We start from the raw sequence: 22,501 nt of genomic DNA, 5'->3' as shown, positions 1-22,501 counted from the left end.
GACACCCGCAACTTCCTGCAGGCGCGGATGCACGGCGTTTGATCGTCCGCAGCCGCGCAGCCGCGATCCTGTAGCATCGCCCGGCCATGACCGTTGCGCCCACACCCACCGACGCCCTGCTCGCGCAGATGGCCAGCCTGCTGCACTGCGAGCGCGCCGAAGGGTTTGCCTGCGTGAGTGCGCGGCGCGAACACGGGGCGCGCTCGGTGGATCTGACCCAGGCGCAGTTCGCGATGGTGCTGCAGGGCCGCAAGCAGGTGCGCAGCGCGACCCAATCGCTGCAGTTCGTGCCGGGCGACCTGTTCCTGGTGACGCGCCGTTGCCGCATCGATGTGATCAACACGCCCGACCCGCAGACCGGACTCTACCTGAGCGTGGTGGTCCCCCTCTGCGAAGAGGCGCTGGCCGCTGCACGCGCATTGTGGAACGAGCCGCTGCCCGAGGCCGGCGCCGACATCGCGCAACTGCCGGCGATCGATTTCGCGCTGACACTGCGGCAATGGCGCGATGCGCTGCAGCACGGCCTGTATACCGAAGCACGCCTGGCGCTGGCCGCACTGGTCGTCACCCTCTGCCGCCGCGGCCACGGCGGCCTGTTGCTGCCGCCGGCGCCAAGCGTTGCCGAGCAGGTGCGTACGCTGATCACCGCGCAACCGCAGCGGGCGTGGCGCTCGCGCGATATCGAAGAGAGTCTTGGCATCAGCGGTGCCACCTTGCGCCGGCATCTGGCCGCCGAACACCGCTCGCTGCGCGAACTGATCACCGACGCGCGGCTGGCGCACGCCATGGCCTTGCTCTACAGCACACGCTGGCCGCTCAAGACCGTGGCCGCGCGGGCCGGCTATCGCTCTACCCGCAGCTTCAGTCAGCGCTTCCAGCAGCGCTACGGGCTGGATCCGGCCAGCATCGGCAATAGCCGCTAGATCGCCGACGCGAGCGCTTCGCGCAGCGCAATGAGCGAATCGCGCAGGTCGCAGCGGCCAGCATGGCGACACCGCGGCGCTTGCCGCCTGTCCTGGAGTTGCTCATGCCTGTTTTTTCCGCCCTGCGTTCGCTGGCGCCGCTGTTGCTCGCCGCAAGCGCCACGCTGGCGCACGCCGCTGCGCCCGCATCCACCCACGCACAGGTCCCCGGCTTCTACCTGCAGCGCATCGGCACGCTGCGCGTCACCGCCTTGTTCGACGGCAGCGTGGCGTTGACGCGGCAACAGCTGTCCAACGTGGCCCCGGCAGAGCGCGACCGCCTGCTCGCGCAGGGCTACGTGCCCGAAGACGGCAAGGGGCTGCAGACGGCAGTCAACGCCTATCTGATCCAGGACGGCAGCCACCTCAGCCTGGTCGATACCGGCACCGCGCAGTGCCTGGGGCCCGGCCTCGGTCAGGTGCTGAGCAACCTGCGCGCCGCCGGTTACGACCCCACCCAGGTCGACGATGTGCTGCTCACCCACGCGCATCCGGACCACCTGTGCGGGCTGCTCGATGCGCAGGGCAGGCCGGCCTTTCCCAACGCCACGGTGTGGCTGTCGGAGGCCGATGCCGCGTACTGGCTGGACCCGGCCTCGGAGGCCGGTGCCGTGCCGACACTGCAGTTCGCCTTCCCGCTGGCACGCGCGGCCGTCGCGCCGTATCAGGCCCAGGGTCGGCTGCGCCGCTTCCAGCCCGGCATCAGCGCATTGCCGGCCGGCATCACCGCGCTGGACAGCCAGGGCCACACGCCCGGCCACGTCTCCTATCGCTTCGACGGCGGCACCGGCAACACGGTGCTGGTGTGGGGCGATGTGCTGCACTACCACGCCGTGCAGTTTGCCCGGCCGGACGCCTCGTTCGAGGCCGACAGCGACCGCAGCAAGGCGATCGCCTCACGGCGTCGCCTGCTGGCGCAGGCCGCCGACGGCCGCTGGTGGGTGGCCGGCGCGCATCTGCCGTTCCCAGGGCTGGGTCATGTGCGCCGTGAGGGCAAGGCGTTCGCCTGGGTGCCGACCGAATTCGGGGCGGTACCGCAATGAAAAAACGGCGAGCCCTGGCTCGCCGTCCTGATGCTCTGAAGGCCAGGCGTCATGCGCCAGGCCCGCCCCGGCTCACTCCGCGGCAGGCGCCGCGACGTCCAGGCCCAGCCAGCCGCCGACGATGCCGCGCAACTCGTCCACGCCCTGGCGCGACTCGCCGGAGTAGGTCTGCACGGTCACGCTGTCGCCGAAGCGCGAGGTCACTTCCTTCTTGACCTTCTGCAGCGTCTGCATCTGCTGGCCACGGCCGAGCTTGTCGGCCTTGGTCAGCAAACCATGCGCGGGCAGGCCGCGCTCGGCCGCATAGCCGAGCATCTGCAGGTCGTAATCCTTGAGCGGATGGCGGATGTCCATCACCACCACCAGCCCGCGCAGGGCTTCGCGGGTGCGGAAATAGCGGTCGATGAAGGCCTGCCAGTGCGCCTGCAGGTCCTGCGGCACCTTGGCGTAGCCGTAACCGGGCAGATCCACCAGATAGCGCTCGGGCTGGATCTGGAAGAACACCAGCTGCTGGGTGCGGCCGGGGGTCTTGGACACGCGCGCCAGTGCGTTCTGGCGGGTCAGCGCGTTGAGCGCGCTGGATTTTCCGGCGTTGGAGCGGCCGGCGAAGGCGACCTCGTAGCCGCCATCGTCGGGCAATTGCCGGGCGTTGTGGGCGGACAGGTGGTAGCGGGCTTGTTCGATAAGGAGCGACATCTCCCTAGGATCGCACGTTCGGGGCCTGACGGTTTTGCTGCACTGTTCGTTGACCCTGGCGCAAAGGCGTGTCGATAATCGAAGCACGCCTGCCACAGCCAGCACCCAACGCGCGCGGGCCGGGTCCATACGGAGCTTTAGCTGATGCGCCATGCTCGTGTGCTAGTCCTCGCCGCCCTCGCCGTGCCGGTCATCGCCGCCGTGGCGTTTGCGCAGTCGGCGGTCACGCCGATCCCCGATCCGCCGCCGGTGCGCATTGCCCCGCTGGAGGTGGACCTGTCCAAGACCACCTGGGGCGATGCCAAGGCCGGCCAGACCAAGGCCGCCGCCTGCGCGGCCTGCCATGGCCCGGACGGCAATCCGGCGGTGGCCATGTACCCGCGCATCGCCGGCCAGACCGAGCGCTACGTGGCGCACCAGGTCGCCTTGATCGCCAGCGGCGAGCGCAATACCGGCATGTCGGCGGTGATGGTGCCGTTCGTCAAGGACCTCACCGCGCAGGACATGCGCGACCTGGGCGCCTACTTCGCCACGCAAAAAGCCGCTGCCGGGGTGGCCGACGATGCGGTGGTCAACGAGGGGCCGTACCAGGGCCTGAAGTTCTACCAAGTCGGCGAGAAGCTCTACCGCAGTGGCGATGTCGCGCGCGGCGTGCCGGCCTGCATGGCCTGCCATGGGCCGTCCGGCAGCGGCAATCCGGGCCCTGCGTATCCGCGCCTGGGCGGCCAGCATGCCGAGTACGTGGCGCGGCGCCTGAAGGAATACCAGGTCGGCACCACCCAGGAGCGCAACCCGGCGCTGTTCAATATCATGGCGCAGGTAGCGCACCCGCTGACCGAGCAGGAGATCCAGGCGCTGGCCAGCTACCTGCAGGGTCTGCACGACCGCGCCGACGATGCCGCCGCCGCGCAACTGCCCGCAGCAACGCCCGCCCGCTCATGAGCTGACCGCCGCAACCGCCACAGCGTGTCACGACGCCGGTCCCGCGACCGGCGTCGTCGTTTCCCGCCCTCCCCCTTTCCACCCCCACGGAGCCTGCATGAATCTGTTTTCCCGCCTGTCCCTGCTGTTGTTGCTGTTGATGCCGCTGGCGGCCTGTGCCGCCGACAAGAACGCCCCGCCGGTCGAAGGCGACGACTACATCGTCATCGACGGCGGCCAGCCGTACGCGCCTCTGGCCGGCAAGGTGGAAGTGGTCGAGGTGTTCGGCTACACCTGCCCGCACTGCGCGCACTTCGAGCCACCCCTGGAGGCCTGGGTGACCAAGCAGCCGTCGTATGTGCGCTTCACCCCGGTGCCGGCGGCCTTCGGCGGGTTCTGGGATGCCTTCGCGCGTGCCTACTTCGCCGCCGACATCCTGGGCGTGGCCAAGCGCAGCCATCGCGCCATGTTCGAGGCGATCCACGAAAAGCAGACCGTGCCGACCCAGAACGTCGCCCCGGAGGAACTGGCCGCCTTCTACTCCGGCTATGGCGTGCCGCAGCAGCGCTTCATCGAGACCTACAAGAGCCAGGCGGTCGACGCCAGGCTCGATGCCGCGCGCGAGTTCGCCAAGCGCAGCAAGCTGCCCGGCACCCCGGCGATCATCGTCAACGGGCGCTATCTGATCGGCGCGCGCAACTACCCGGACATGCTGCGCGTGGCCGACTACCTGATCGCCCGCGAACACGCTGCGCCTGCCAAGCGCTGAACCGCGTAACCGCCACCGACGGCCGCCCGTGGCATCATGCGCCCCGCGGCCGTCCGGCCCTTTCCTCGCCCCACGCTGGAGATCCAATCCGATGAAGACCCGCTTCGCCCTGACGCTGATGGCGCTGCTGCCGATCCTGGTCGCCTGCAAGGCCCAGGACGGCTCGTCCGACACCGCACCTGCCGCCACCACGCCGGCTGCCGAAACGGCGCCTGCTCCGGCTGCTGCCACGCCGGCCGCCGATCCCGCCGCACCGCCTGCAGTTGGCGAGAGCGCCAGCACCCCGCCGGCCGCCGCCCCCAGCGCCGCACCGCGCGCGCCGAACGGCCCCGAGCCGGTCGCCGGCACCGACTATCTGGATATCGAAGGCGGCCAGCCGTACCAGCAGGCCGCCGGCAAGATCGAAGTGGCCGAGGTCTTCGGCTATGTCTGCCCCGCCTGCAACGCGTTCCAGCCGCTGATCGGGCCGTGGAAGGCCGGCCTGCCGTCGGACGTGCACTTCGTCTACGTACCGGCGATGTTCGGCGGCCCGTGGGACGACTACGGCCGTGCGTTCTACGCCGCCGAAACCCTGGGCGTGCAGGAAAAGACCCACGAAGCGCTGTACAAGGCCATCCACACCGAGCAGACCCTCAAGGGCGAGCGCGGCAAGGATTCGGTGCAGGACATCGCCGCGTTCTACGCCAAGTACGGCGTGGACCAGAAGACCTTCATCGACACCATGAGCAGCTTCGGCGTGTCGGCCAAGACCAACCGCGCCAAGCAGTTCGCCACCCGCAGCAAGCTCACCGGCACCCCGTCGCTGATCGTCAACGGCAAGTACCTGGTCAAGGGCCAGAGCTTCCCGGACATGCTGCGCATCGCCGATCACCTGATTGCGCGCGAACGCGCCACGCTGGCCAAGTGATCCTGTCGATCGCCGCCCTGTGAACGCTTCGGATTCGCGCACCCTGCGGGTGCTGACGGCCAATATCCAGGCCGGCTCCAGCACTCGCCGTTACAGCGATTACGTCACGCGCAGCTGGTCGCATGCGTTGCCGCTGGGCAGCAAGCGCACCAGCCTGGACAGCATTGCCAAGCTGGCCGGCGAGCGCGACATCGTGGGCCTGCAGGAGGCCGACCCGGGCAGCCTGCGCTCGGGCTTCACCAACCAGACCCACTATCTGGCCGAGCGTGCCGGCTTCCATTACTGGAGCCACCAGCCCAACCGCCGCATGGGCGGGGTGGCCTCCAGCGCGAATGGTTTGCTCAGCAAGCTGGAACCGCTGGAAGTGCAGGACCACGCCCTGCCCGGCCGGATCGGCGGGCGCGGCATCCTGCTGGCCAAGTTCGGGCAGGGGCGCGAAGGCCTGGCGGTGGCGGTGGCGCATCTGTCGCTGGGCGCCAATTCGCGCATGGCGCAGCTGGCCTTCATCGCCGAATTGTTGTCCGAGCATCCCAACGCGATGTTGATGGGCGATTTCAATTGCATGGCCGACCGGCCGGAAATGCAGGCGCTGTACCGGCACACGCGGTTGCAGCCGCCGAGCTGCGAAGTGCATACGTTTCCGAGCTGGCGTCCGGACCGGGCGATCGACCATATCCTGGTCAGCGACAGCCTGACCATCGAGCATATCGAAGCGATTCCCGCCGCGTTCTCCGACCATCTTGCGGTGGGCATGGATATCCGCGTGCCACTGCAGCTGCTGCGCTAGCCACCACGCAAAGTGGCTACGGGTTTGCACTGGCGGACTCGACCGATGACACCCCCTCGACACCGCCTGTGCGATAACGCAGGCGGTTTTTCGTTGGGAGCACAGCACGTGATACGCGTCATATGAGTGTGTCGGCATGAGTGCGGTTGAGCCGCAGCTGTTGCCGGTGCGCACCCTGCGCCCGGTGTTCGTGCTGGCGGCCACGGTGGTGTGTACGTTTGCGTTGTTGGTGTCGTTGTTTCCGCTCGAAGCGGGCCGCGTGCTGCTGGACGCGCAGACCTGGGCCTCGCGCAATGTCGGCTGGTACTACCTGCTGGCGATGACGGTGTATCTGGTGTTTGTGCTTGGCGTGGCCTTGTCCAGCTACGGCAACATCAAGCTCGGCGCCGATCACGACGAACCGGAATTCAGCTATCTGTCCTGGGCCGGCATGTTGTTCGCCGCGGGCATCAGCATCACGCTGTTCTTCTTTTGCGTCTCCGAACCGCTCACCCATTATCTGCAACCGCCGCAGGGCGGCACCGGCAGCGGCGAAGCTTCCGCGCGGCAGGCGATGCAGCTGCTGTTCCTGCATTGGGGACTGCATGGCTGGGGCGTGTTCGCGCTGGCAGCGATGGCGCTGGCGTATTTCGCATTCCGCCACAACCTGCCGCTGGCCTTGCGCTCGGCGTTGTATCCACTGATCGGCAAGCGCATCAACGGGCCGATCGGCTACACCGTGGATGCGCTGGGCATCGTGGCCACCGTGTTCGGCCTGGGCGCGGACATGGGCTTTGGCGTGCTGCATCTCAACGCCGGCCTGAGCACCTTGATGGATGTTCCGCATACCCATTGGGTGCAGGTCGCGCTGATCGTGGCGATGATGGGCGCGGCGATCGTGGTGGCGGTGTCCGGCGTCGAGAAAGGCGTGCGCTGGATGTCGGACATCAACATGCTGCTGGCGATCGCGCTGCTGCTGTTCATGCTGTTCGCCGGCCCCACGCAGTATCTGCTCAACGCGCTGATCCAGAACCTGGGCGACTACCTGGGCAGTGTGGTCAACAAGAGTTTCGATGTGTACGCCTACGGCGGCCGCAGTGACTGGCTCGGCAACTGGACGGTGTTCTACTGGGCGTGGTGGATCGGCTGGGCGCCATTCGTAGGCCTGTTCATCGCGCGTATTTCGCGCGGCCGCACCATTCGCGAATTCGTGCTCGGCGTGTTGTTGATACCGCTCGGTTTCACCCTGGCGTGGCTGTCGATCTTCGGCAACAGCGCGCTGGACCAGTTACTGCATCACGGCCAGGGCGCGCTGGCGCAGCAGGCCATCGATGCGCCGCAGACGGTGCTGTATTCGCTGTTGCAAAGCTACCCGTGGAGCCGCACGGTGATTACGGTGACGGTGGCGATCAGCTTCGTGTTCTTCGTGACCTCCGCCGATTCCGGCACGGTGGTGTTGTCCACGCTGTCCTCGCACGGCGGCGAGCCGCACGACGATGGCCCGCGCTGGCTGCGCGTGTTCTGGGGTGTGCTCACCGCGGTGGTGACCGGCGGCCTGCTGCTGGCCGGCAGCATGGACGCATTGAAATCGGCCGTGGTGCTGGCCTCGCTGCCGTTCTCTGCGGTGTTGCTGCTGATGGCCTGGGGCTTGTCGCGCGCGCTCAGCGAAGAATCGCAACGCAAGCGCGCACAGCTCTACAGCCCCAGCCCGCTGATCGGGCAATCGCGGCATCACCGCGGCTGGCGTCAGCGCCTGGGCCAGGCGATGCATTTCCCGGCGCGCGATGAGGTCTATCGCTTCATGCACGACCAGGTACGCCCGGCGATCGAAGCGGTCACCACGCAGCTGCAGGAAGAAGGCTGGCAGGTCAGCAGCCGGCTGGACGACGACGACATGGAAATCAGCGTCGACCACGGCGAGCAGCAGGGCTTCCGCTACCAAGTGGTGATGCGCGGCTACCTGACGCCGTCTTTCGCCGCGCAACGCCTGCGCAACCAACGCTATTACCGCGCCGAAGTGTATCTGTACGAAGGCAGCCAGGATTACGACCTGGTCGGTTACAGCCGCGAGCAGATCATCAACGACATCATCGATCAATACGAGCGTCACCTGCAGTTCCTGCATCTCACTCGCTGAGGTGCCGCCGCTGCCGCGTGCGCCCCACAGGAGGTTTGTCATGCCACGTTTTCCCGACCAGTTGCTGTATATCGGCGGCCGTTACGTTCCCGCCCGCGGCGGCCACACCTTCGAGGTGGTCAACCCCGCCACCGGCGAGGTGCTGGCCAATGTGCACAACGCCGGTGCCGACGACCTGGACGCCGCGGTCGACAGCGCCACGGCCGGCCAGCAGCAATGGGCGGCACTGACCGCGGTGGAGCGCTCGCGCATCCTGCTGCGTGCGGTGGCGCTGCTGCGCGAGCGCAACGATGCGCTGGCCGAGCTGGAAACGCTCAACACCGGCAAGCCGCTGAGCGAAACCCGCAGCGTGGACATCGTCACCGGCGCAGACGTGCTGGAGTACTACGCCGGGGTGGCGCAGGCGCTGCAGGGCGCACAGGTACCGCTGCGCGAAGGCAGCTTCTTCTACACACGGCACGAGCCGCTCGGCGTGGTCGGCGCGATCGGCGCGTGGAATTACCCGATCCAGATCGCGCTGTGGAAGGCCGCGCCCGCGTTGGCGGCCGGCAACGCAATGATCTTCAAGCCCAGCGAAGTGACACCGCTGACCGCACTCAAGCTGGCCGAACTCTTCACCGAGGCCGGCCTGCCCGATGGCGTGTTCAACGTGCTGCCCGGCGACGGCGCCAGCGTGGGCACCGCGCTCACCGAACACCCGCAGATCGAAAAGATCAGCTTCACAGGCGGCACCGCGACCGGGCGCAAGGTGATGGCCAGCGCCTCGAGTTCGTCGCTGAAAGACGTGACCATGGAACTGGGCGGCAAGTCGCCCCTGATCGTCTGCGCCGACGCCGACCTGGATCTGGCCGCCGACATCGCGATGATGGCCAACTTCTACAGCTCCGGGCAGGTCTGCACCAATGGCACCCGCGTGTTCGTGCCGCGCGCGCTGCGCAACGCCTTCGAGGCGCGGCTGCTGGCACGCGTCCAACGCATCCACATCGGCGACCCGCTGGACGTGCGCACCACCTTCGGCCCGCTGGTCAGCGCCGCGCACATGCAGCGCGTACTGGACTACATCGAACAGGGCAAGGCCGAGGGGGCGCGCCTGCTGTGCGGGGGCGAACGTCTGCGCGATGGCGCGCTGGCACAAGGTTGCTATGTCGCACCGACCATCTTCAGCGACTGCACCGACGTGATGACCATCGTGCGCGAAGAGATCTTCGGACCGGTGCTGAGCCTGCTCACCTACGACGACGAAGACGAAGCGATCGCGCGCGCCAATGCCACCACCTACGGCCTGGCCGCAGGTGTGGTGACGCCCGACCTGGCGCGCGCGCATCGGCTGATCCATCGCCTGCAGGCGGGCATCTGCTGGATCAACACCTGGGGCGAGTCGCCGGCAGCGATGCCGGTGGGCGGCTACAAGCAATCCGGCGTGGGTCGCGAAAACGGCCTGGCCACGCTGCAGGCCTATACCCGCACCAAATCCATCCAGGTCGAACTGGAACGCTACGCGTCGGTGTTTTGACCGACCGACGCCACCTGGCAGGCCGTCGCCGGCGATACCGGCGAGCTGCGCAAGCTGCAGCCTGTAGATCGCGCTGCCATTTCGAACAAGAACAGCCGCCCACCACGCAATCGTCTTGAAAGCCGCTTCACGCCGGCACCGCAACAAGGAGAATCCCATGCAACGCGAATACGACTACATCATCATCGGCGCCGGCTCGGCAGGTAACGTGCTGGCCGCGCGCCTGACCGAAGATCCGGGCGTCAGCGTGTTGCTGCTGGAAGCCGGCGGGCCGGATTACCGGCTGGATTTCCGCACCCAGATGCCGGCGGCGCTGGCGTTCCCGTTGCAGGGCCGTCGCTACAACTGGGCCTACGAGACCGAGCCGGAGCCGCATATGGACAACCGACGCATGGAATGCGGGCGCGGCAAGGGATTGGGCGGCTCGTCGTTGATCAACGGCATGTGCTACATCCGCGGCAATGCACTGGATTTCGACCATTGGGCCAAGCGGCCGGGCCTGGAAGACTGGAGCTACCGCGACGTGTTGCCGTACTTCCGCAAGGCCGAGACACGCGACATCGGCGCCAACGATTATCACGGCGGCGAAGGCCCGGTCAGCGTGGCCACGCCGAAGAACGACAACAATGTGCTGTTCCATGCCATGGTCGACGCCGGCGTGCAGGCCGGTTACCCGCGCACCGACGATCTCAATGGCTATCAGCAGGAAGGCTTCGGGCCGATGGACCGCACGGTGACGCCGCAGGGGCGCCGCGCAAGCACCGCGCGCGGCTATCTGGACATGGCGCGTCCGCGCGATGGCCTGCACATCGTTACCCATGCCACCACCGATCGCATCCTGTTTGCCGGCAAGCGCGCAATCGGCGTGCATTACTTGGTCGGCAACAGCAGCGAGGGCATCGACGCGCATGCGCGCCGCGAAGTGCTGGTGTGTGCTGGCGCGATTGCCTCGCCGCAGCTGCTGCAACGCTCCGGTGTCGGCGCGCCGGATCTGCTGCGCGCACTCGACGTGCAGCTGGTGCACGACCTGCCCGGCGTCGGCCAGAACCTGCAGGACCACCTGGAGGTCTATATCCAGTACGCCTGCACCAAGCCGGTGTCGTTGTATCCGGCGCTGCAATGGTGGAATCAACCCGCCATCGGCGCGCAGTGGTTGTTCGCCGGCACCGGCACCGGGGCCAGCAACCAGTTCGAGGCCGGCGGCTTCATCCGCACGCGCGAAGAATTCGACTGGCCCAACATTCAGTACCACTTCCTGCCGGTGGCAATCGATTACAACGGCAGCAATGCGGTGAAGGAACACGGCTTCCAGGCGCATGTGGGCTCGATGCGCACCCCCAGCCGCGGGCGCGTGCATGCCAAGTCGCGCGACCCGCGCCAGCATCCGTCGATCCTGTTCAACTACCAGTCCACCGATCAGGACTGGCAGGAATTTCGCGATGCGATACGCATCACCCGCGAGATCATCGCCCAGCCCGCACTGGATGCCTATCGTGGCCGTGAAATCAGCCCGAGCGCGGACTGCAAGACCGATGCCGAGCTGGACGCGTTCGTGCGCGCACGCGCAGAGACGGCGTATCACCCGTCCTGCTCCTGCGCGATGGGCACCGATGACATGGCGGTGGTCGACGGACAGGGCCGCGTACACGGCATGGACGGCCTGCGGGTGATCGATGCCTCGATCATGCCGCGCATCATCACCGGCAACCTCAACGCCACCACCATCATGATCGCCGAGAAGATCGCCGACCGCATGCGTGGCCGCACGCCACTGCCGCGCAGCACCGCCGACTACTACGTGGCCGGCGATGCGCCTGTGCGCGGGTGATGCTAGAAAACGCAGTGCGCCACCCTGGGTGGAGTGCGCGGTGCCCTCACCGCTCGCGGGACACGACATAAACCTGTCGCTGGGGCCTCGGTGACGGCAGCCATGCCGCCACACGGTCTTGCAATCGGTAAGGACACCGCACCAAAGAGCTTGCAGGTTGTTTGTTGAACGCCATGCACACCAACCATCTTCGATGGTCCTTGCCCGCTCACCGTCGCGGGACCTTACGCGGCATGGATGCCGCGTAAGAGCCTGCATGGACGTACTTGCGGCGTGTCCTGCGATGGTGGGCGGGCAAGGGCCCTGCAGCGAAGTCGCAGATCAACCGCTCTCCGCTTTACGACCGACCCGACCTGATGGACTAAAACTTCAAGTCGACCCGCGCATACCAGAAGCGTCCACCGGGGATGTCGTAGGTGGAGGCGTCGTAGCCATTGAGTGAGCACGACAGGCAGAGCGGCGGGTCCTTGTCGAAGACGTTGTTCAAGCCGGCCGTGAGCTGCAGCCCCTTGAGCCAATCGACGCGATAACCCAGCTGTGCATCGTGGTAGGTGATCGCATCCAGGCGATTGGTGCCTGTGGCAGGATCGGAACACACCGCAAATTCCACTGCATCGCCGCATTGCTCGGTGAGTTTGGAGATGTGGCGCGCCGTCCAGGATGCGGTCCAGTTGCCCAGCGACCAGTCCAATACCGCGTTGCTGGTCCATTCGGGGATCGCGCTGTCCACCACTTCGATGCCCGGCCCCTGCGGCTGGCGCTGCCCTGCCGCACCGAGTGCCTCGTAGCGGCCCACAAAGGTGTTCTGCCAGGACACCTTGAAACGGCCAAGCGCCGTCTCTGGCAAGGTCCAGAACAGGTCCACATCCCAACCGTCGGTCTTGATCGAACCCAGATTGGTCAACCGGTTGTTGAACGCATTGATGCCGCCGGTGGAGGCGCGCCCGATGCCATTGCAATACAGTGCGTCCAGGGTATCCACGCACAGATCCAGCTGGGTTTGCGCATTGATCGCCTGGATCGCGCCATCGACATGATGGCGATAGAACGTCATCTCCAGGTCGAGGCGGTCGGACCAGCTGGCATTGCTGGCAAAGCCAGGACTGAACACAAAGCCGGCACTGAAGCTGCGCGAACGTTCCGGATCCAGTTGCTCGTTGCCGCCGGTGGTGACCGAGATCTGCTGGTTGGCCTGTTGATAGCCGGCCGGTACGCCGAGCGATGCGCAGTTCGCGGCGCTGCCGCGCGGCGCGGTGCCGCCCAACCCGATCGAGCATGGATCGGACAGCTGCAGATCGGCGCGCGCGGCCGAACCGAACAGCTCGCCGATGGTCGGCGCACGGAAGCCCTCTGCATAACTGGTGCGCAGCACCAGCTCATCGGTGACCTGCCAACGCAAGCCGTACTTTGGCGTGAACTCACCACCGAAAGTGGAGTAATCCGAATAACGGCCAGCGATATTCAGGTCGAGTTTGTCGCCCAACGACGAATTGGCGAAGATCGGGATATTGAGTTCGAGATAGGCCTCGTTGACGTCGTAGCTGCCTGAGGTCGGCAACGATGGCACACCGTTGTAGCGCCCCGCCACGGTGAGCGGATCGGGTTGGTAGGACCCTTCGTACTTGCGGTATTCGTAGCCGGCGGCGAACGACACCGCACCACCGGGTAGCTGGAACAGCTCGCTGCTCAGATTGGCGGTGAACAGGCTCAACTCGTTCTGGCTGCGGTCGCGCACCACCGGCTGGATCCAGCGCAACATCTCCGGCGTGATGCTGCCGGCGCCGCTGAAGATATCCAGTGGCACGCAGCCGGCCACCGCCGCGCACGCGGCCGGATCGCCCAGGCCAAGGTTGATGTTGTAGAGGTTGTAGCTGCCGTAGTTGGTCTGTTCGGCCTTGTTCTTGCTGTACATGCCGTTGATGTCCCAGAACCAGGTGCGCGCCGCACCTTCGAAGGTGCCCACCAGACCGGTGCCGAAGTATTGCGTGTCGACCTGCTGCTCGAAACGGCGCGCCCCGCCTTCCACCGGGCGGCGGCCGATCTGGATCAGGTTGGTGGCCGAGTTCAACTCGAAGCCGAACGGATTGAACGGATTGAGCGCGGAAATCACGATGTTGTCGGCCAGCGGATTGCCGGTGCCGGCATCGGGGCCGAGAAAGATCGGCTCGGGCGCGGCCTGGTTGGTCGACTCGCGCCGGTTGCCCAGCGCCTTGACGTACCACTGCACGTCGTCGTTGAAGTAGTAGCGGAATTGCGCAAACACGCCCTTGCGCTCGGACGGTGTCAGCAACAGGTTCTGTTCGGCAAAGTTGTAGCGGTCTGCGGTGCCGAAACAGTGGTAGTCGTCGCTGCGCGTACAGCCGGCGCTGCCATCGTATTGCGGCGTGCCGACGCCGGCATTGGGCGTGAGGTTCTGGCGCACGCCGGTGTTGGGGTCGACGAACTGGAAGCGACCATCGGGCGTTGCCGAGCTGGCAAAGGTCAGCCCGGTGCCCGGGATCGGGAAGCGGGCCTGCGCGCGGTCGCGTGCGTAGATCGGATCCTGCTTGACGTAGCTGGCGCCCAGAAACAGGCTGAAATCCTCGCCGCTGGTGCCCCAGGCCAGGTCCATGCCCTGGTTGGCGCCGTCGCCCTTGCCGTATTGCCCGTAGTTGAGCGTGACCTGCGCACCGTCGAAGCTGCGCCGGGTGATGATGTTGACCACGCCGGCGATCGCATCCGAGCCGTACAGCGACGAGGCGCCGTCTTCGAGCACCTCGATGCGCTCCACGATCGCCAACGGAATGGTGTTGAGATCGGTCGACGAGCCCACGCCGGAGGCCGAAGACTCGTTGACCCAGCGGATGCCATCGACCAGCACCAGCACGCGCTTGGAGCCGAGATGGCGCAGATCCACCTGCGCCGAGCCGGCGCCCACACCGCCGCCATCGGGCGGGAAGCCGAAGTTGCCGGACGAATTGAATTTGGCGTTGAGCGCCGAACCCGACGCGGTGAGTTCCTGCAGCACCTCGCCGATCGAGGTCAGGCCGGTGCGTTCGATGTCGGCGCGGTTGAGCGTCTGGATCGGCACCTGGCCCTGCAATTCTGCGGTCTTGATGCGCGTGCCGGTGACCTGCACGCTGTCGAGCGTGCGCGTGCTCGGGGCGGCCTCGGGCTGTTGCGCCCAGGCGAGTGTGGGAACCAGACACAACGACAACTGCACGGCCAGGCATGACCGCGGGGAGCCAATCAGACGCTTCATCCTTTCTCTCTCCAGAAGGACTGCTTAAGTGTCCGCACGCCCCCGTGCCCTGCGGTCCGCCCCAACTTTTAAACGAAACCTTAACGCCCCGCAAGCCAACCATGCAGGCAGTGAGAGACGCTTCCCATTGCGCGCCGGGCCGCAGACCAAGACCGCGCGCCAACGGGACGCTTCTGCACCTTGCGGCGCATGTCGCTGCCGACAGCGCTGACGGGCATCGATCCTGCGCGTATTCACTCAGGCGCGCAGGCGCGCTTCGGTATCATCGCGCAATGACTTATGCCCCCCGTCTTGCCACTGTTTTCGTCAGCCTGCTGTGCCTTGGCAGCACCACGCTGCATGCCCAAAGCCTCGACCCGCAACTGACCGCCATGCGCGATGCCATCGCCGCTGCAGAGCGCGGCCAGTCCGATGCCGGTCAGCTCGGTGCCCTGAGCCGTCACCCGCTCTATGGCTGGCTGGAATTTGCCACGCTCAAGCGCAACATCGACAACGTCTCCAACACGCAGGCGCAGGGATTTTTGCAGCGTTATGCAGGCCAGCCGGTGGCCGAAAGCTTCCGCAGCACCTGGTTGCCGGCGGTGGCGCGGCGCCAGGACTGGACCACGTTGCTGGCCAACTGGAAACCCACCGACAACGTCGGCCTGCGCTGTGCGCAGCTGACCGCGCGACAGGCAACCGGCAAGCTGGATGCGCAGTGGAGTCGCGATGCGTTGACGTTATGGCGCACTGGCAAGGGCCTGCCCGATGCCTGCGATCCGGTGGTCGCCGGGCTGGAGTCGCGCGGCGAGCTCACTCCGGCGCTGCGCTGGGAGCGCGTGGAGGCGGCCGCCGATGCGCAACTGCCCGCGGTGATGCGCACGGCCGCACGCGGTCTGCCGGCAGCCGATCTGGCCCTGGCCAACGATTACGCCGCGTTTCTGGACAAGGTGCATCCGCGTGCATCGAGCTGGCCCAGGACCGAGCGCAGCCGGCGCATCGCGGTCGATGGCCTGGCCAAGCTGGCCAAGAGCGACCCGGATGCGGCCGAGCAGCAGTTGCCGCAGCTGGCCAGCGCGCTCGGCTTCAGCGAGGCGCAGCGCGGCCAGGTGCTGTACCAGATCGCGCTGTGGACGGTGGCGTCGTACCTGCCGGATTCGGCGCGTCGCCTCAATGCAGTGCCCGATGCCTCGTACGACGAGCGCCTGCACGAATGGCGTGCGCGCGAGGCGATGGCGCGCGGCGACTGGCCGGCCGCCTTGGCGGCGATCCGCAAGATGCCCGCCAGCCAGCGCAGCGATTCGCGCTGGCAGTATTTCGAGGCGCGCCTGGCCGAGAAGACCGGCGCTGCCGCGGCCGCGCAGCCGCTGTATCGCGCAGCCGCGCAATCGCCGACCTTCCACGGCTTCCTGGCCGCCGATCGTCTGCAGCAGCCTTATCGGCTGTGCCCGTGGGAGCCCAAGGACACCCCGCAGGCCAAGGCCGCCGTCGCGCGCGATCCGGCGTTGCTCCGTGCCATCGCCTTGTTCCAGATCGACCGCCCCGGTTGGGCCGTGGCCGAGTGGAACGATGCCGCAAGCCGCTTCGACGACACCCAGCGCCGGCTGGCGGTGCAGGTGGCCAGCGAGAATGGCTGGTTCGATCGCGCAGTGTTCGCGCTCGGCAAGCAGCCGGACGAACAACGCCTGTATGCATTGCGCTTTCCGCTGCATCACGACGACAGCATTCGCCGCGAAGCGGCCAAGAACGCGATCGACCCGGCCTGGGTGGCAGCAGAGATCCGTGCCGAAAGCATCTTCAATCCACGCGCCCGCTCGCCTGCCAACGCGATGGGCCTGATGCAGGTATTGCCGGGCACCGGCGCGGCCGTGGCCAAGGGCATCGCCCTGCCCGGTTATGCGGGCGCCACCAGCCTGTACGAGCCGGACACCAACATCGCCATCGGCACCGCCTACCTGCGCCAGTTGCTCAATACCTACGGCCTGCCCTACCTCACCATCGCCGCCTACAACGCCGGCCCGGGGCCGACCGGGCGCTGGCAATCGCAACGGCCCAACTTCGAGCCGGACTTCTGGATCGAAACCATCAGCTACAAGGAAACCCGAGAGTACGTCGCGCGCGTGCTGGCTTTCAGCGTGATCTACGACTGGCGGCTCAACGGCGACATGCTGCCGCTGAGCGATCGCCTGATGGGCAAGCTGGTGGACAAGCGCCTGAAACCGGTGTGCACGCCAGGCCAGGCGACCAATAACGCGGCGCAGGACTGAGCTCCCAGTCAGCCGCCGAACATGGCGGCCGGATGAGGTGGTCGTGCTTGCGCGGTTGCGCGTGGTTGTCTTGGCCTGGGGCGCAAGCTAGGCGATGCCGCTCTGATACTTGCCTTTCGGTAGGCTCCTAAGCTTCGGGCTTTGGAGGCTTCAGGCTCTCAAGCTCTGGGGCTCTGGGGCCAACCAAGCGTTCCCGTCATTGCGTTGTTTAGGTGCAATCGAAAGCGCGGGTCGGCGAGTGCGCGGTGCCCTCACCGCTTGCGGGACACGCCGTGAATCCGTCCGTGGAGGCTCGGTGGCGGCATCCGTGCCGCCACACGGTCCCGCAACCGGCAAGGACACCGCACCAGAAGGTTGGTCGGTAGTCACGTGAAAGTAGCTTGTTACACGACGTGCATTGGACGTTGGCCGTTGGGCCGGGCAAGTACATCACTATCCGAAATGCACATCACGCGCTGCTCTTACCCATGCGCAGCAGACGTCCCGACTGGTTGCCGCTCGACGTGCACCGCGCATTGAGCCGGCGCATCGGCATCAAGCAACGCGCATCAAGCATTGCGCTTAGCTGTGCACACCGACCATCTCGACTGGTCCTTGCCCGCCCATCGTCGCGGGACCTTACGCGGCATGGATGCCGCGTAAGAGCCTACAGGGACGTACTTGCGGCGTGTCCCGCGAGGGTGGGCGGGCAAGGGCCCTGCAGCAAAACCACACATCACCCCGCTCTACAGCTGATCTATCCGCAAAGCCGTACTGCCTTGCGGCATGTCCCGCGATGGTGGGCGGGCAAGGACCCTGCAGCAAAGCCACACCGCACCGGCTCTACAGCTGATCTATCCGCAAAGCCGTAGATCGTCCACTGTGCCTTACAGCATGTCCGCGATGATGGGCGGGCAAAGGCCCTGCAGCCAAGCCGTGGATCAGTCGCTCTACGACGCACGCACCGCATCGGGCATCATGTCGCGATGAAGATCTATCTTGTTGGCGGCGCAGTCCGCGATGCCCTGCTTGGCCAGCCCGCTGGCGACCGCGACTGGGTGGTGGTCGGTGCCGATCAGGCGCAGATGGAACGCCTGGGCTTCAAACCGGTGGGGAAGGATTTCCCGGTGTTCCTGCATCCGCGCAGCGGTGAGGAGTATGCGTTGGCGCGTACCGAGCGCAAGTCCGGGCGCGGCTATCGCGGCTTCGTGGTGGATGCCGATCCTTCGGTGACGCTGGAGGAGGATCTGCTGCGCCGCGACTTCACCATCAATGCGATCGCACGCGACGAGGACACTGGCGAGCTGTTCGATCCGTATGGCGGCGCGCGCGATCTGCAGGCGCGCGTGCTGCGGCACGTGGGGCCGGCCTTTGTCGAAGATCCCGTGCGCGTATTGCGCGCTGCCCGCTTCATGGCACGGCTGGCACCGCTTGGTTTCACTGTCGCGCCAGAGACCGCAGCACTGATGCGCGAGATGGCCGCCAGCGGCGAGCTGGACAGCCTGGTGCCCGAACGTGTGTGGCAGGAATTGCGCCGCGTGCTGGAGAGTGCGCAGCCGTCGGCATTCCTGCGCACGCTGCACGACACCGATGCGCTGCGCGTCATCCTGCCCGAGATCGATGCGCTGTATGGCGTGCCGCAACGTGCCGAGTTTCATCCGGAGGTGGATACCGGCATTCACCAGGAAATGGTCAGCGACATGGCCGCGCGACTGGCGCCCGGCGACGCGCTGGTGGGCTTTGCCGCATTGACCCACGACCTGGGCAAGGCGCTCACGCCGGCGGAAGAATGGCCGCGCCACATCATGCACGAACAGCGCGGCGTTGCCCCGCTGCAGACATTGTGCGAGCGGCTCAAGGTGCCACAGGATTATCGCCAGCTCGCCATCACCGCCTGCCGCGAACACTTGAACGTGCATCGCCTGGCCGAACTGCGCGACCGCACCGTGCACGAGCTGCTGGTGCGCTGCGACGCGTTTCGCCGCCCCGAGCGCATCGCGCAACTCGCGCTGGTCTGCGAAGCCGACAAGCGTGGCCGGCTGGGCAGCGAAGACGCCGCATATCCGCAGGGCGAACAGCTCAAGCATCTGCACGCCGCTGCGCTGGCCATCAATGCGCGCGACCTGGCCGCACAAGGCCTGCAAGGCCCGCAGATCGGCGAGGCATTGGCGAAGGCGCGGATTGCGGCGATTACGGCCGCAAGAAAGGCCGGCACATAGCCGATGCATCGCGCATACCGTTGTCGCAACACGACAGGGATGTAGCCGTGCCAAGCAAAGCGTTGCCGCTCAGATCCGGACTAGCGAAAGATCCCCGGGTCGAAATTGCAACCGCGAGCCGCCGCCATTGCAACAGGGCGGCTGCCCGAAAGCAGCCGCCCGGTCGACGTCACAGCTTGAAATTCAGGCTCAGCATGAAGGAGCGGCCGTTCTTGTAGATGTAGTACGGCTGGTTCTTGTTGCCGATATAGCTGAAGTAGGTTTCGTCCAGTAGATTGGTGGCTTCCAGCGCCACGCGCAGGCGCTCGGTGGCCTGGTAGCCGAATGAGGCATCGACCTGGGTGAATGCATCGGTCATCTGCTGGCCGTTGAGGCGGCCAATCTGGGTGAAGTATTCCGAGCGCCAGCCCAGATTCACCCGCGCGCTCCATTTGCCCTGCTCGTAGTACGGGCTGATGTTGTAGGCGTTGCGCGAGTTGTACGGCAGGCTGTAATCGCCGTCGGTCTTGGAATCGGAATAGGTGTAGTTGGCCACCACGCCGAACCCGTTGCCGAAGTTGTGCTGCAGGTTGAGCGCAACGCCGCGCACCTTGGCATCGCCGGCGTTGGTCGGCACGGAGGTCTGATAGGTGCTCGAGCCGCCGGTGGCGTTGTTGAAGAACACCCGGTCTTCCACGGTGGTCAGGATGTAGTTGGAGATATCGCGCGAGAAGAACTCGCCGCTGAGCAGGCTGCTGTCGGAGAAGTACCACTCCAGCGATGCGCCCAGGTTGGTGGACTCGTACGGACTCAATCCAGGATTGCCCGTGGACGCGGTGAGCGTGGTGTCGTCGGTGGCCACGTACGGGGTCATGTTGGTGTAGCGCGGCCGTGCGATCACCTTGGACGCAGCAAAGCGCAGCATCAGATCGTCGCGCAGGTCGTAGGCGATGTTGAAGGACGGCAACCATTTGCCGTAGCTGTTGAGGAAGTTGACCGGCGTATAGCCGCCACCGGGCGCATAGCTGAAACCATCGGTGGAATCGCGGGTGTGCACGTAACGCACGCCGACGTTGCCGCGATAGCGCTCGCCGGAAAAATTGCCCTGCAGGAACCAGGCGCGGTTCTGCTCTTCGATGCTGTAGTTGCCGGCGTAGCTGATCGGCAAGCCGTCATCGCCCTCCAGGCCACCGATGTACTGGCTGATGGCGCCGCTGTTGATGGTCGACCAGCGCTGCATGTCGGCGCTGGTCGACAAGCCGTCCAGATAGCCCGACGGCGTGGTGCCCGGCGAGAATGCGGCCAGCGTGCTGCCGTCGTTCGGTGTCCAGGTGCGGCTGTAGGAGGACTGCCCGGTGGCATGATTGGTCAGCTTGATGCCGGTCAGGATCTGGGTGAACGGCCCCCACTCCACCGCATGGTCGAAGTCCAGCTGCAGGTAGCGTTCCTTGTCGTACTGCGGGCTGTGGCTGGCCGAGGCATTGTTGAGCTGCATCGCCGCCGCGTTGGTGGGGTCGGTACTGTAGTCCATCGCGGTGCGACGCCCGTCGATGTTGTAGCTGTAACCGGCGAGGTTGCGGAACTGGATGCCGTAGATGCGCTCGGCGCCACCCTGCGAACTGGTGTAGCCCACCTGGCTGGACGCATTCCAGCCATCGCCATGCCAGTCGGCGCGTAGATGGATGCTGCCGGTGCTGACCTCGCTGTTGCGCAGGTAGCCATCCAGGTAGGTGTTGGACTGGTCGCCGAACGTACCCGAGGTCGCCACGCCGTTCTCGAAGCCCAGCGCCTGCGCATCGCCGGGGGTGGAACCCCAGTAGCCATAGCGGCTCTGGTTGTAGTTGTCAAAACTCTCCTCGACGTACAAGCCGGTCAGATTGAGCTCGAAATCGGCATCCGGCTTCCACTGCAACGCCGCGCTGACGCCGTCACGCTTGCGCGTCTGCTGGAACAACGCGGTGTTGATCGAGGTCGGAAAGACGCCGGTGTTGTTGCCGACCACGGACGCCGGAAACCCTGCGCCTTGCACATTGTCGTAGCCGAAGATCTCCACGCCATCGCGGCGCAACACGCGCTGCGAATGCATCACCGAGGTGAGCACACCGAGCGTTTCATCCTGGTTCTTCCAGCTGTACAGCGCCGAGGCATTTGGCTTGCCTTCTTCGGAACGGTCGTTATAGCCGTAGCTCAGCGTGCCGGTCAGGGTGTTGCGCTCAAGGTCCAGCGGCTTGCGCGTGTGCACGATCACGGTGCCGCCGATGGAGCCCTCGTCGATGCGTGCCTCCGGTGTCTTGTAGACCTCCATCAGGCCGACCACTTCCGGCGCCAGCGTGCTGTAGTTGAACGAGCGGCTGTCCGGGTCGTTGGGATCGCCGCCCCAACTGGTGGAGGCAATGGTCTGGCCGTTAAGCAGCACGCGATTGAGTGCCGGATCGGTGCCGAGGATGCTGACCTTCTCGCCTTCGCCGAACTGGCGATCCACGGTGATGCCGGACAGGCGCGACAGCGACTCGGCAACGTTGGTGTCTGGGAATTTGCCGATGTCTTCGGCGCTGATCGCATCGACGATCGCATCGGCATTGCGCTTGACGTTGAGTGCCTTGCCGAGGCTGGCCTGATAGCCGACGACCTTGACCTCGTCCAGCGTGGACACCGAGGGATTGGTTTGCGCGGGCGCCTGTTCCTGCGGGCCTGCAGCCTGCTCCTGCGCACCTGCGGGCAACGCGGCAAGACCTGCCAGGGCAGCGCCACCGATCAACAGGCCGCGGACTGCAGTACTCAATGGGGTGCGACGCAGCGGATGCGCATGACAGAACAGGTGGCGGGACAACTCGAACACACGGGAAGACGGCATTGCGTAGACCTCTTGACGGATGTCAGGTGGCAACCATGTGGTTGCACGACAACGCGCGATGCGCGTGACATGCCCGCACTCCGTCCCCTGTGCCGGATGCGAGCAGCGTCCCGCATCGCCGTAGCGGCATGCGGGTCAGCGCCAGTCCGACCAGCGGCCGGACGACAACGCTTTCAAGATTTCAGAAGTGGCTCCTGCTCGCTGACAACGTTATCAGCGAAGGTGCCCTTTCGCAGCCGGGCCTGTCAACTCGCTGCCACAAAAGCCCAGTTTCATGCCTGAAACCGCACCGGCGATGCAGATATTGGAATGACAGCGTGATCGTGTTCGCACTCATGTGCATCGACGATGTAGACCACTGCGCGTAGCGACCTGATGCCATAAGGCTGCGCAGCCGGATGTTGCGATGCAGAGTGTGTTGCAGGCTTTGATGTGGTGGAT

14 protein-coding genes are annotated in these 22,501 nt (G+C 66.0%); 11 read left to right on the top strand and 3 right to left on the bottom strand.

The genetic code is table 11. The features are described from left to right. Positions 1–86: 86 nt before the first annotated feature. On the top strand, positions 87–923 hold the full coding sequence (locus tag ABQ137_RS04240) for a helix-turn-helix transcriptional regulator (RefSeq protein ID WP_184516177.1): 837 nt from the start codon (positions 87–89) through the stop codon (positions 921–923). Positions 924–1,027: 104 nt separating this feature from the next. Then, positions 1,028–2,005 (top strand): MBL fold metallo-hydrolase, encoded by a 978-nt coding sequence (locus tag ABQ137_RS04235; protein ID WP_184516174.1) that lies wholly within the window; start codon positions 1,028–1,030, stop codon positions 2,003–2,005. 72 nt (positions 2,006–2,077) lie between these two features. Here ABQ137_RS04235 and yihA read toward each other — a convergent pair whose 3' ends face one another. Further along, positions 2,078–2,701, bottom strand: a complete 624-nt coding sequence (gene yihA / locus ABQ137_RS04230) for a ribosome biogenesis GTP-binding protein YihA/YsxC (RefSeq protein WP_024939454.1) — start codon at positions 2,699–2,701, stop codon at positions 2,078–2,080. A 144-nt stretch (positions 2,702–2,845) separates the two neighbouring features. Here yihA and ABQ137_RS04225 point away from each other — a divergent pair, with 144 nt between their 5' ends. The 7 genes from ABQ137_RS04225 (at position 2,846) to betA (ending at position 11,542) form a co-directional block, all read left to right on the top strand. After that, positions 2,846–3,643: a c-type cytochrome gene (locus tag ABQ137_RS04225; protein ID WP_046344264.1), complete on the top strand. Its 798-nt coding sequence runs from the start codon at positions 2,846–2,848 to the stop codon at positions 3,641–3,643. A 97-nt stretch (positions 3,644–3,740) separates the two neighbouring features. After that, complete coding sequence (locus tag ABQ137_RS04220) at positions 3,741–4,391, top strand: thiol:disulfide interchange protein DsbA/DsbL (protein ID WP_349781292.1); 651 nt, start codon at positions 3,741–3,743, stop codon at positions 4,389–4,391. A 91-nt stretch (positions 4,392–4,482) separates the two neighbouring features. Beyond that, complete coding sequence (locus ABQ137_RS04215) at positions 4,483–5,298, top strand: thiol:disulfide interchange protein DsbA/DsbL (protein ID WP_016902612.1); 816 nt, start codon at positions 4,483–4,485, stop codon at positions 5,296–5,298. Between the two features lie 49 nt (positions 5,299–5,347). Further along, positions 5,348–6,085 carry an endonuclease/exonuclease/phosphatase family protein gene (locus tag ABQ137_RS04210; RefSeq protein WP_024940789.1) on the top strand — a complete coding sequence of 246 codons (738 nt, stop codon included), beginning with the start codon at positions 5,348–5,350 and terminating at the stop codon, positions 6,083–6,085. A gap of 136 nt (positions 6,086–6,221) precedes the next feature. Continuing rightward, positions 6,222–8,201, top strand: a complete 1,980-nt coding sequence (gene betT / locus ABQ137_RS04205) for a choline BCCT transporter BetT (protein WP_184516168.1) — start codon at positions 6,222–6,224, stop codon at positions 8,199–8,201. 40 nt (positions 8,202–8,241) lie between these two features. Next, entirely contained in the window at positions 8,242–9,714 is a 1,473-nt protein-coding gene (betB, locus tag ABQ137_RS04200; RefSeq protein WP_184516165.1) for a betaine-aldehyde dehydrogenase, read from the top strand. A gap of 157 nt (positions 9,715–9,871) precedes the next feature. Continuing rightward, positions 9,872–11,542 (top strand): choline dehydrogenase, encoded by a 1,671-nt coding sequence (gene betA, locus ABQ137_RS04195; protein ID WP_184516162.1) that lies wholly within the window; start codon positions 9,872–9,874, stop codon positions 11,540–11,542. A gap of 361 nt (positions 11,543–11,903) precedes the next feature. Here the strand turns inward: betA and ABQ137_RS04190 are convergent, their stop codons facing one another. Further along, on the bottom strand, positions 11,904–14,783 hold the full coding sequence (locus ABQ137_RS04190; RefSeq protein WP_184516144.1) for a TonB-dependent receptor plug domain-containing protein: 2,880 nt from the start codon (positions 14,781–14,783) through the stop codon (positions 11,904–11,906). Between the two features lie 272 nt (positions 14,784–15,055). Here ABQ137_RS04190 and ABQ137_RS04185 point away from each other — a divergent pair, with 272 nt between their 5' ends. Next, positions 15,056–17,029, top strand: coding sequence for a transglycosylase SLT domain-containing protein (locus tag ABQ137_RS04185; protein WP_184516140.1), 1,974 nt, complete (start codon positions 15,056–15,058; stop codon positions 17,027–17,029). A gap of 965 nt (positions 17,030–17,994) precedes the next feature. Beyond that, entirely contained in the window at positions 17,995–19,227 is a 1,233-nt protein-coding gene (locus tag ABQ137_RS04180; protein WP_184516137.1) for a multifunctional CCA addition/repair protein, read from the top strand. A gap of 169 nt (positions 19,228–19,396) precedes the next feature. Here ABQ137_RS04180 and ABQ137_RS04175 read toward each other — a convergent pair whose 3' ends face one another. Beyond that, positions 19,397–22,060 carry a TonB-dependent receptor gene (locus ABQ137_RS04175; RefSeq protein ID WP_184516134.1) on the bottom strand — a complete coding sequence of 888 codons (2,664 nt, stop codon included), beginning with the start codon at positions 22,058–22,060 and terminating at the stop codon, positions 19,397–19,399. Positions 22,061–22,501 lie beyond the last annotated feature (441 nt).

Source organism: Xanthomonas sp. WHRI 8393, assembly GCF_040203315.1.
Classification (GTDB): domain Bacteria; phylum Pseudomonadota; class Gammaproteobacteria; order Xanthomonadales; family Xanthomonadaceae; genus Xanthomonas; species Xanthomonas arboricola.
Note: the sequence above shows the minus strand (reverse complement) of the source record. Positions and strands in the feature narration are given on the sequence as shown.

Excerpts from the sequence above, each read along its gene's own strand:
- ABQ137_RS04240 (WP_184516177.1), top strand. The coding sequence starts at position 87 with ATGACCGTTGCGCCCACACCCACCGACGCCCTGCTCGCGCAGATGGCC.
- ABQ137_RS04235 (WP_184516174.1), top strand. The coding sequence starts at position 1,028 with ATGCCTGTTTTTTCCGCCCTGCGTTCGCTGGCGCCGCTGTTGCTCGCC.
- yihA (WP_024939454.1), bottom strand. The coding sequence starts at position 2,701 with ATGTCGCTCCTTATCGAACAAGCCCGCTACCACCTGTCCGCCCACAAC.
- ABQ137_RS04225 (WP_046344264.1), top strand. The coding sequence starts at position 2,846 with ATGCGCCATGCTCGTGTGCTAGTCCTCGCCGCCCTCGCCGTGCCGGTC.
- ABQ137_RS04220 (WP_349781292.1), top strand. The coding sequence starts at position 3,741 with ATGAATCTGTTTTCCCGCCTGTCCCTGCTGTTGTTGCTGTTGATGCCG.
- ABQ137_RS04215 (WP_016902612.1), top strand. The coding sequence starts at position 4,483 with ATGAAGACCCGCTTCGCCCTGACGCTGATGGCGCTGCTGCCGATCCTG.
- betT (WP_184516168.1), top strand. The coding sequence starts at position 6,222 with ATGAGTGCGGTTGAGCCGCAGCTGTTGCCGGTGCGCACCCTGCGCCCG.
- betB (WP_184516165.1), top strand. The coding sequence starts at position 8,242 with ATGCCACGTTTTCCCGACCAGTTGCTGTATATCGGCGGCCGTTACGTT.
- betA (WP_184516162.1), top strand. The coding sequence starts at position 9,872 with ATGCAACGCGAATACGACTACATCATCATCGGCGCCGGCTCGGCAGGT.
- ABQ137_RS04190 (WP_184516144.1), bottom strand. The coding sequence starts at position 14,783 with ATGAAGCGTCTGATTGGCTCCCCGCGGTCATGCCTGGCCGTGCAGTTG.
- ABQ137_RS04185 (WP_184516140.1), top strand. The coding sequence starts at position 15,056 with ATGACTTATGCCCCCCGTCTTGCCACTGTTTTCGTCAGCCTGCTGTGC.
- ABQ137_RS04180 (WP_184516137.1), top strand. The coding sequence starts at position 17,995 with ATGAAGATCTATCTTGTTGGCGGCGCAGTCCGCGATGCCCTGCTTGGC.
- ABQ137_RS04175 (WP_184516134.1), bottom strand. The coding sequence starts at position 22,060 with ATGCCGTCTTCCCGTGTGTTCGAGTTGTCCCGCCACCTGTTCTGTCAT.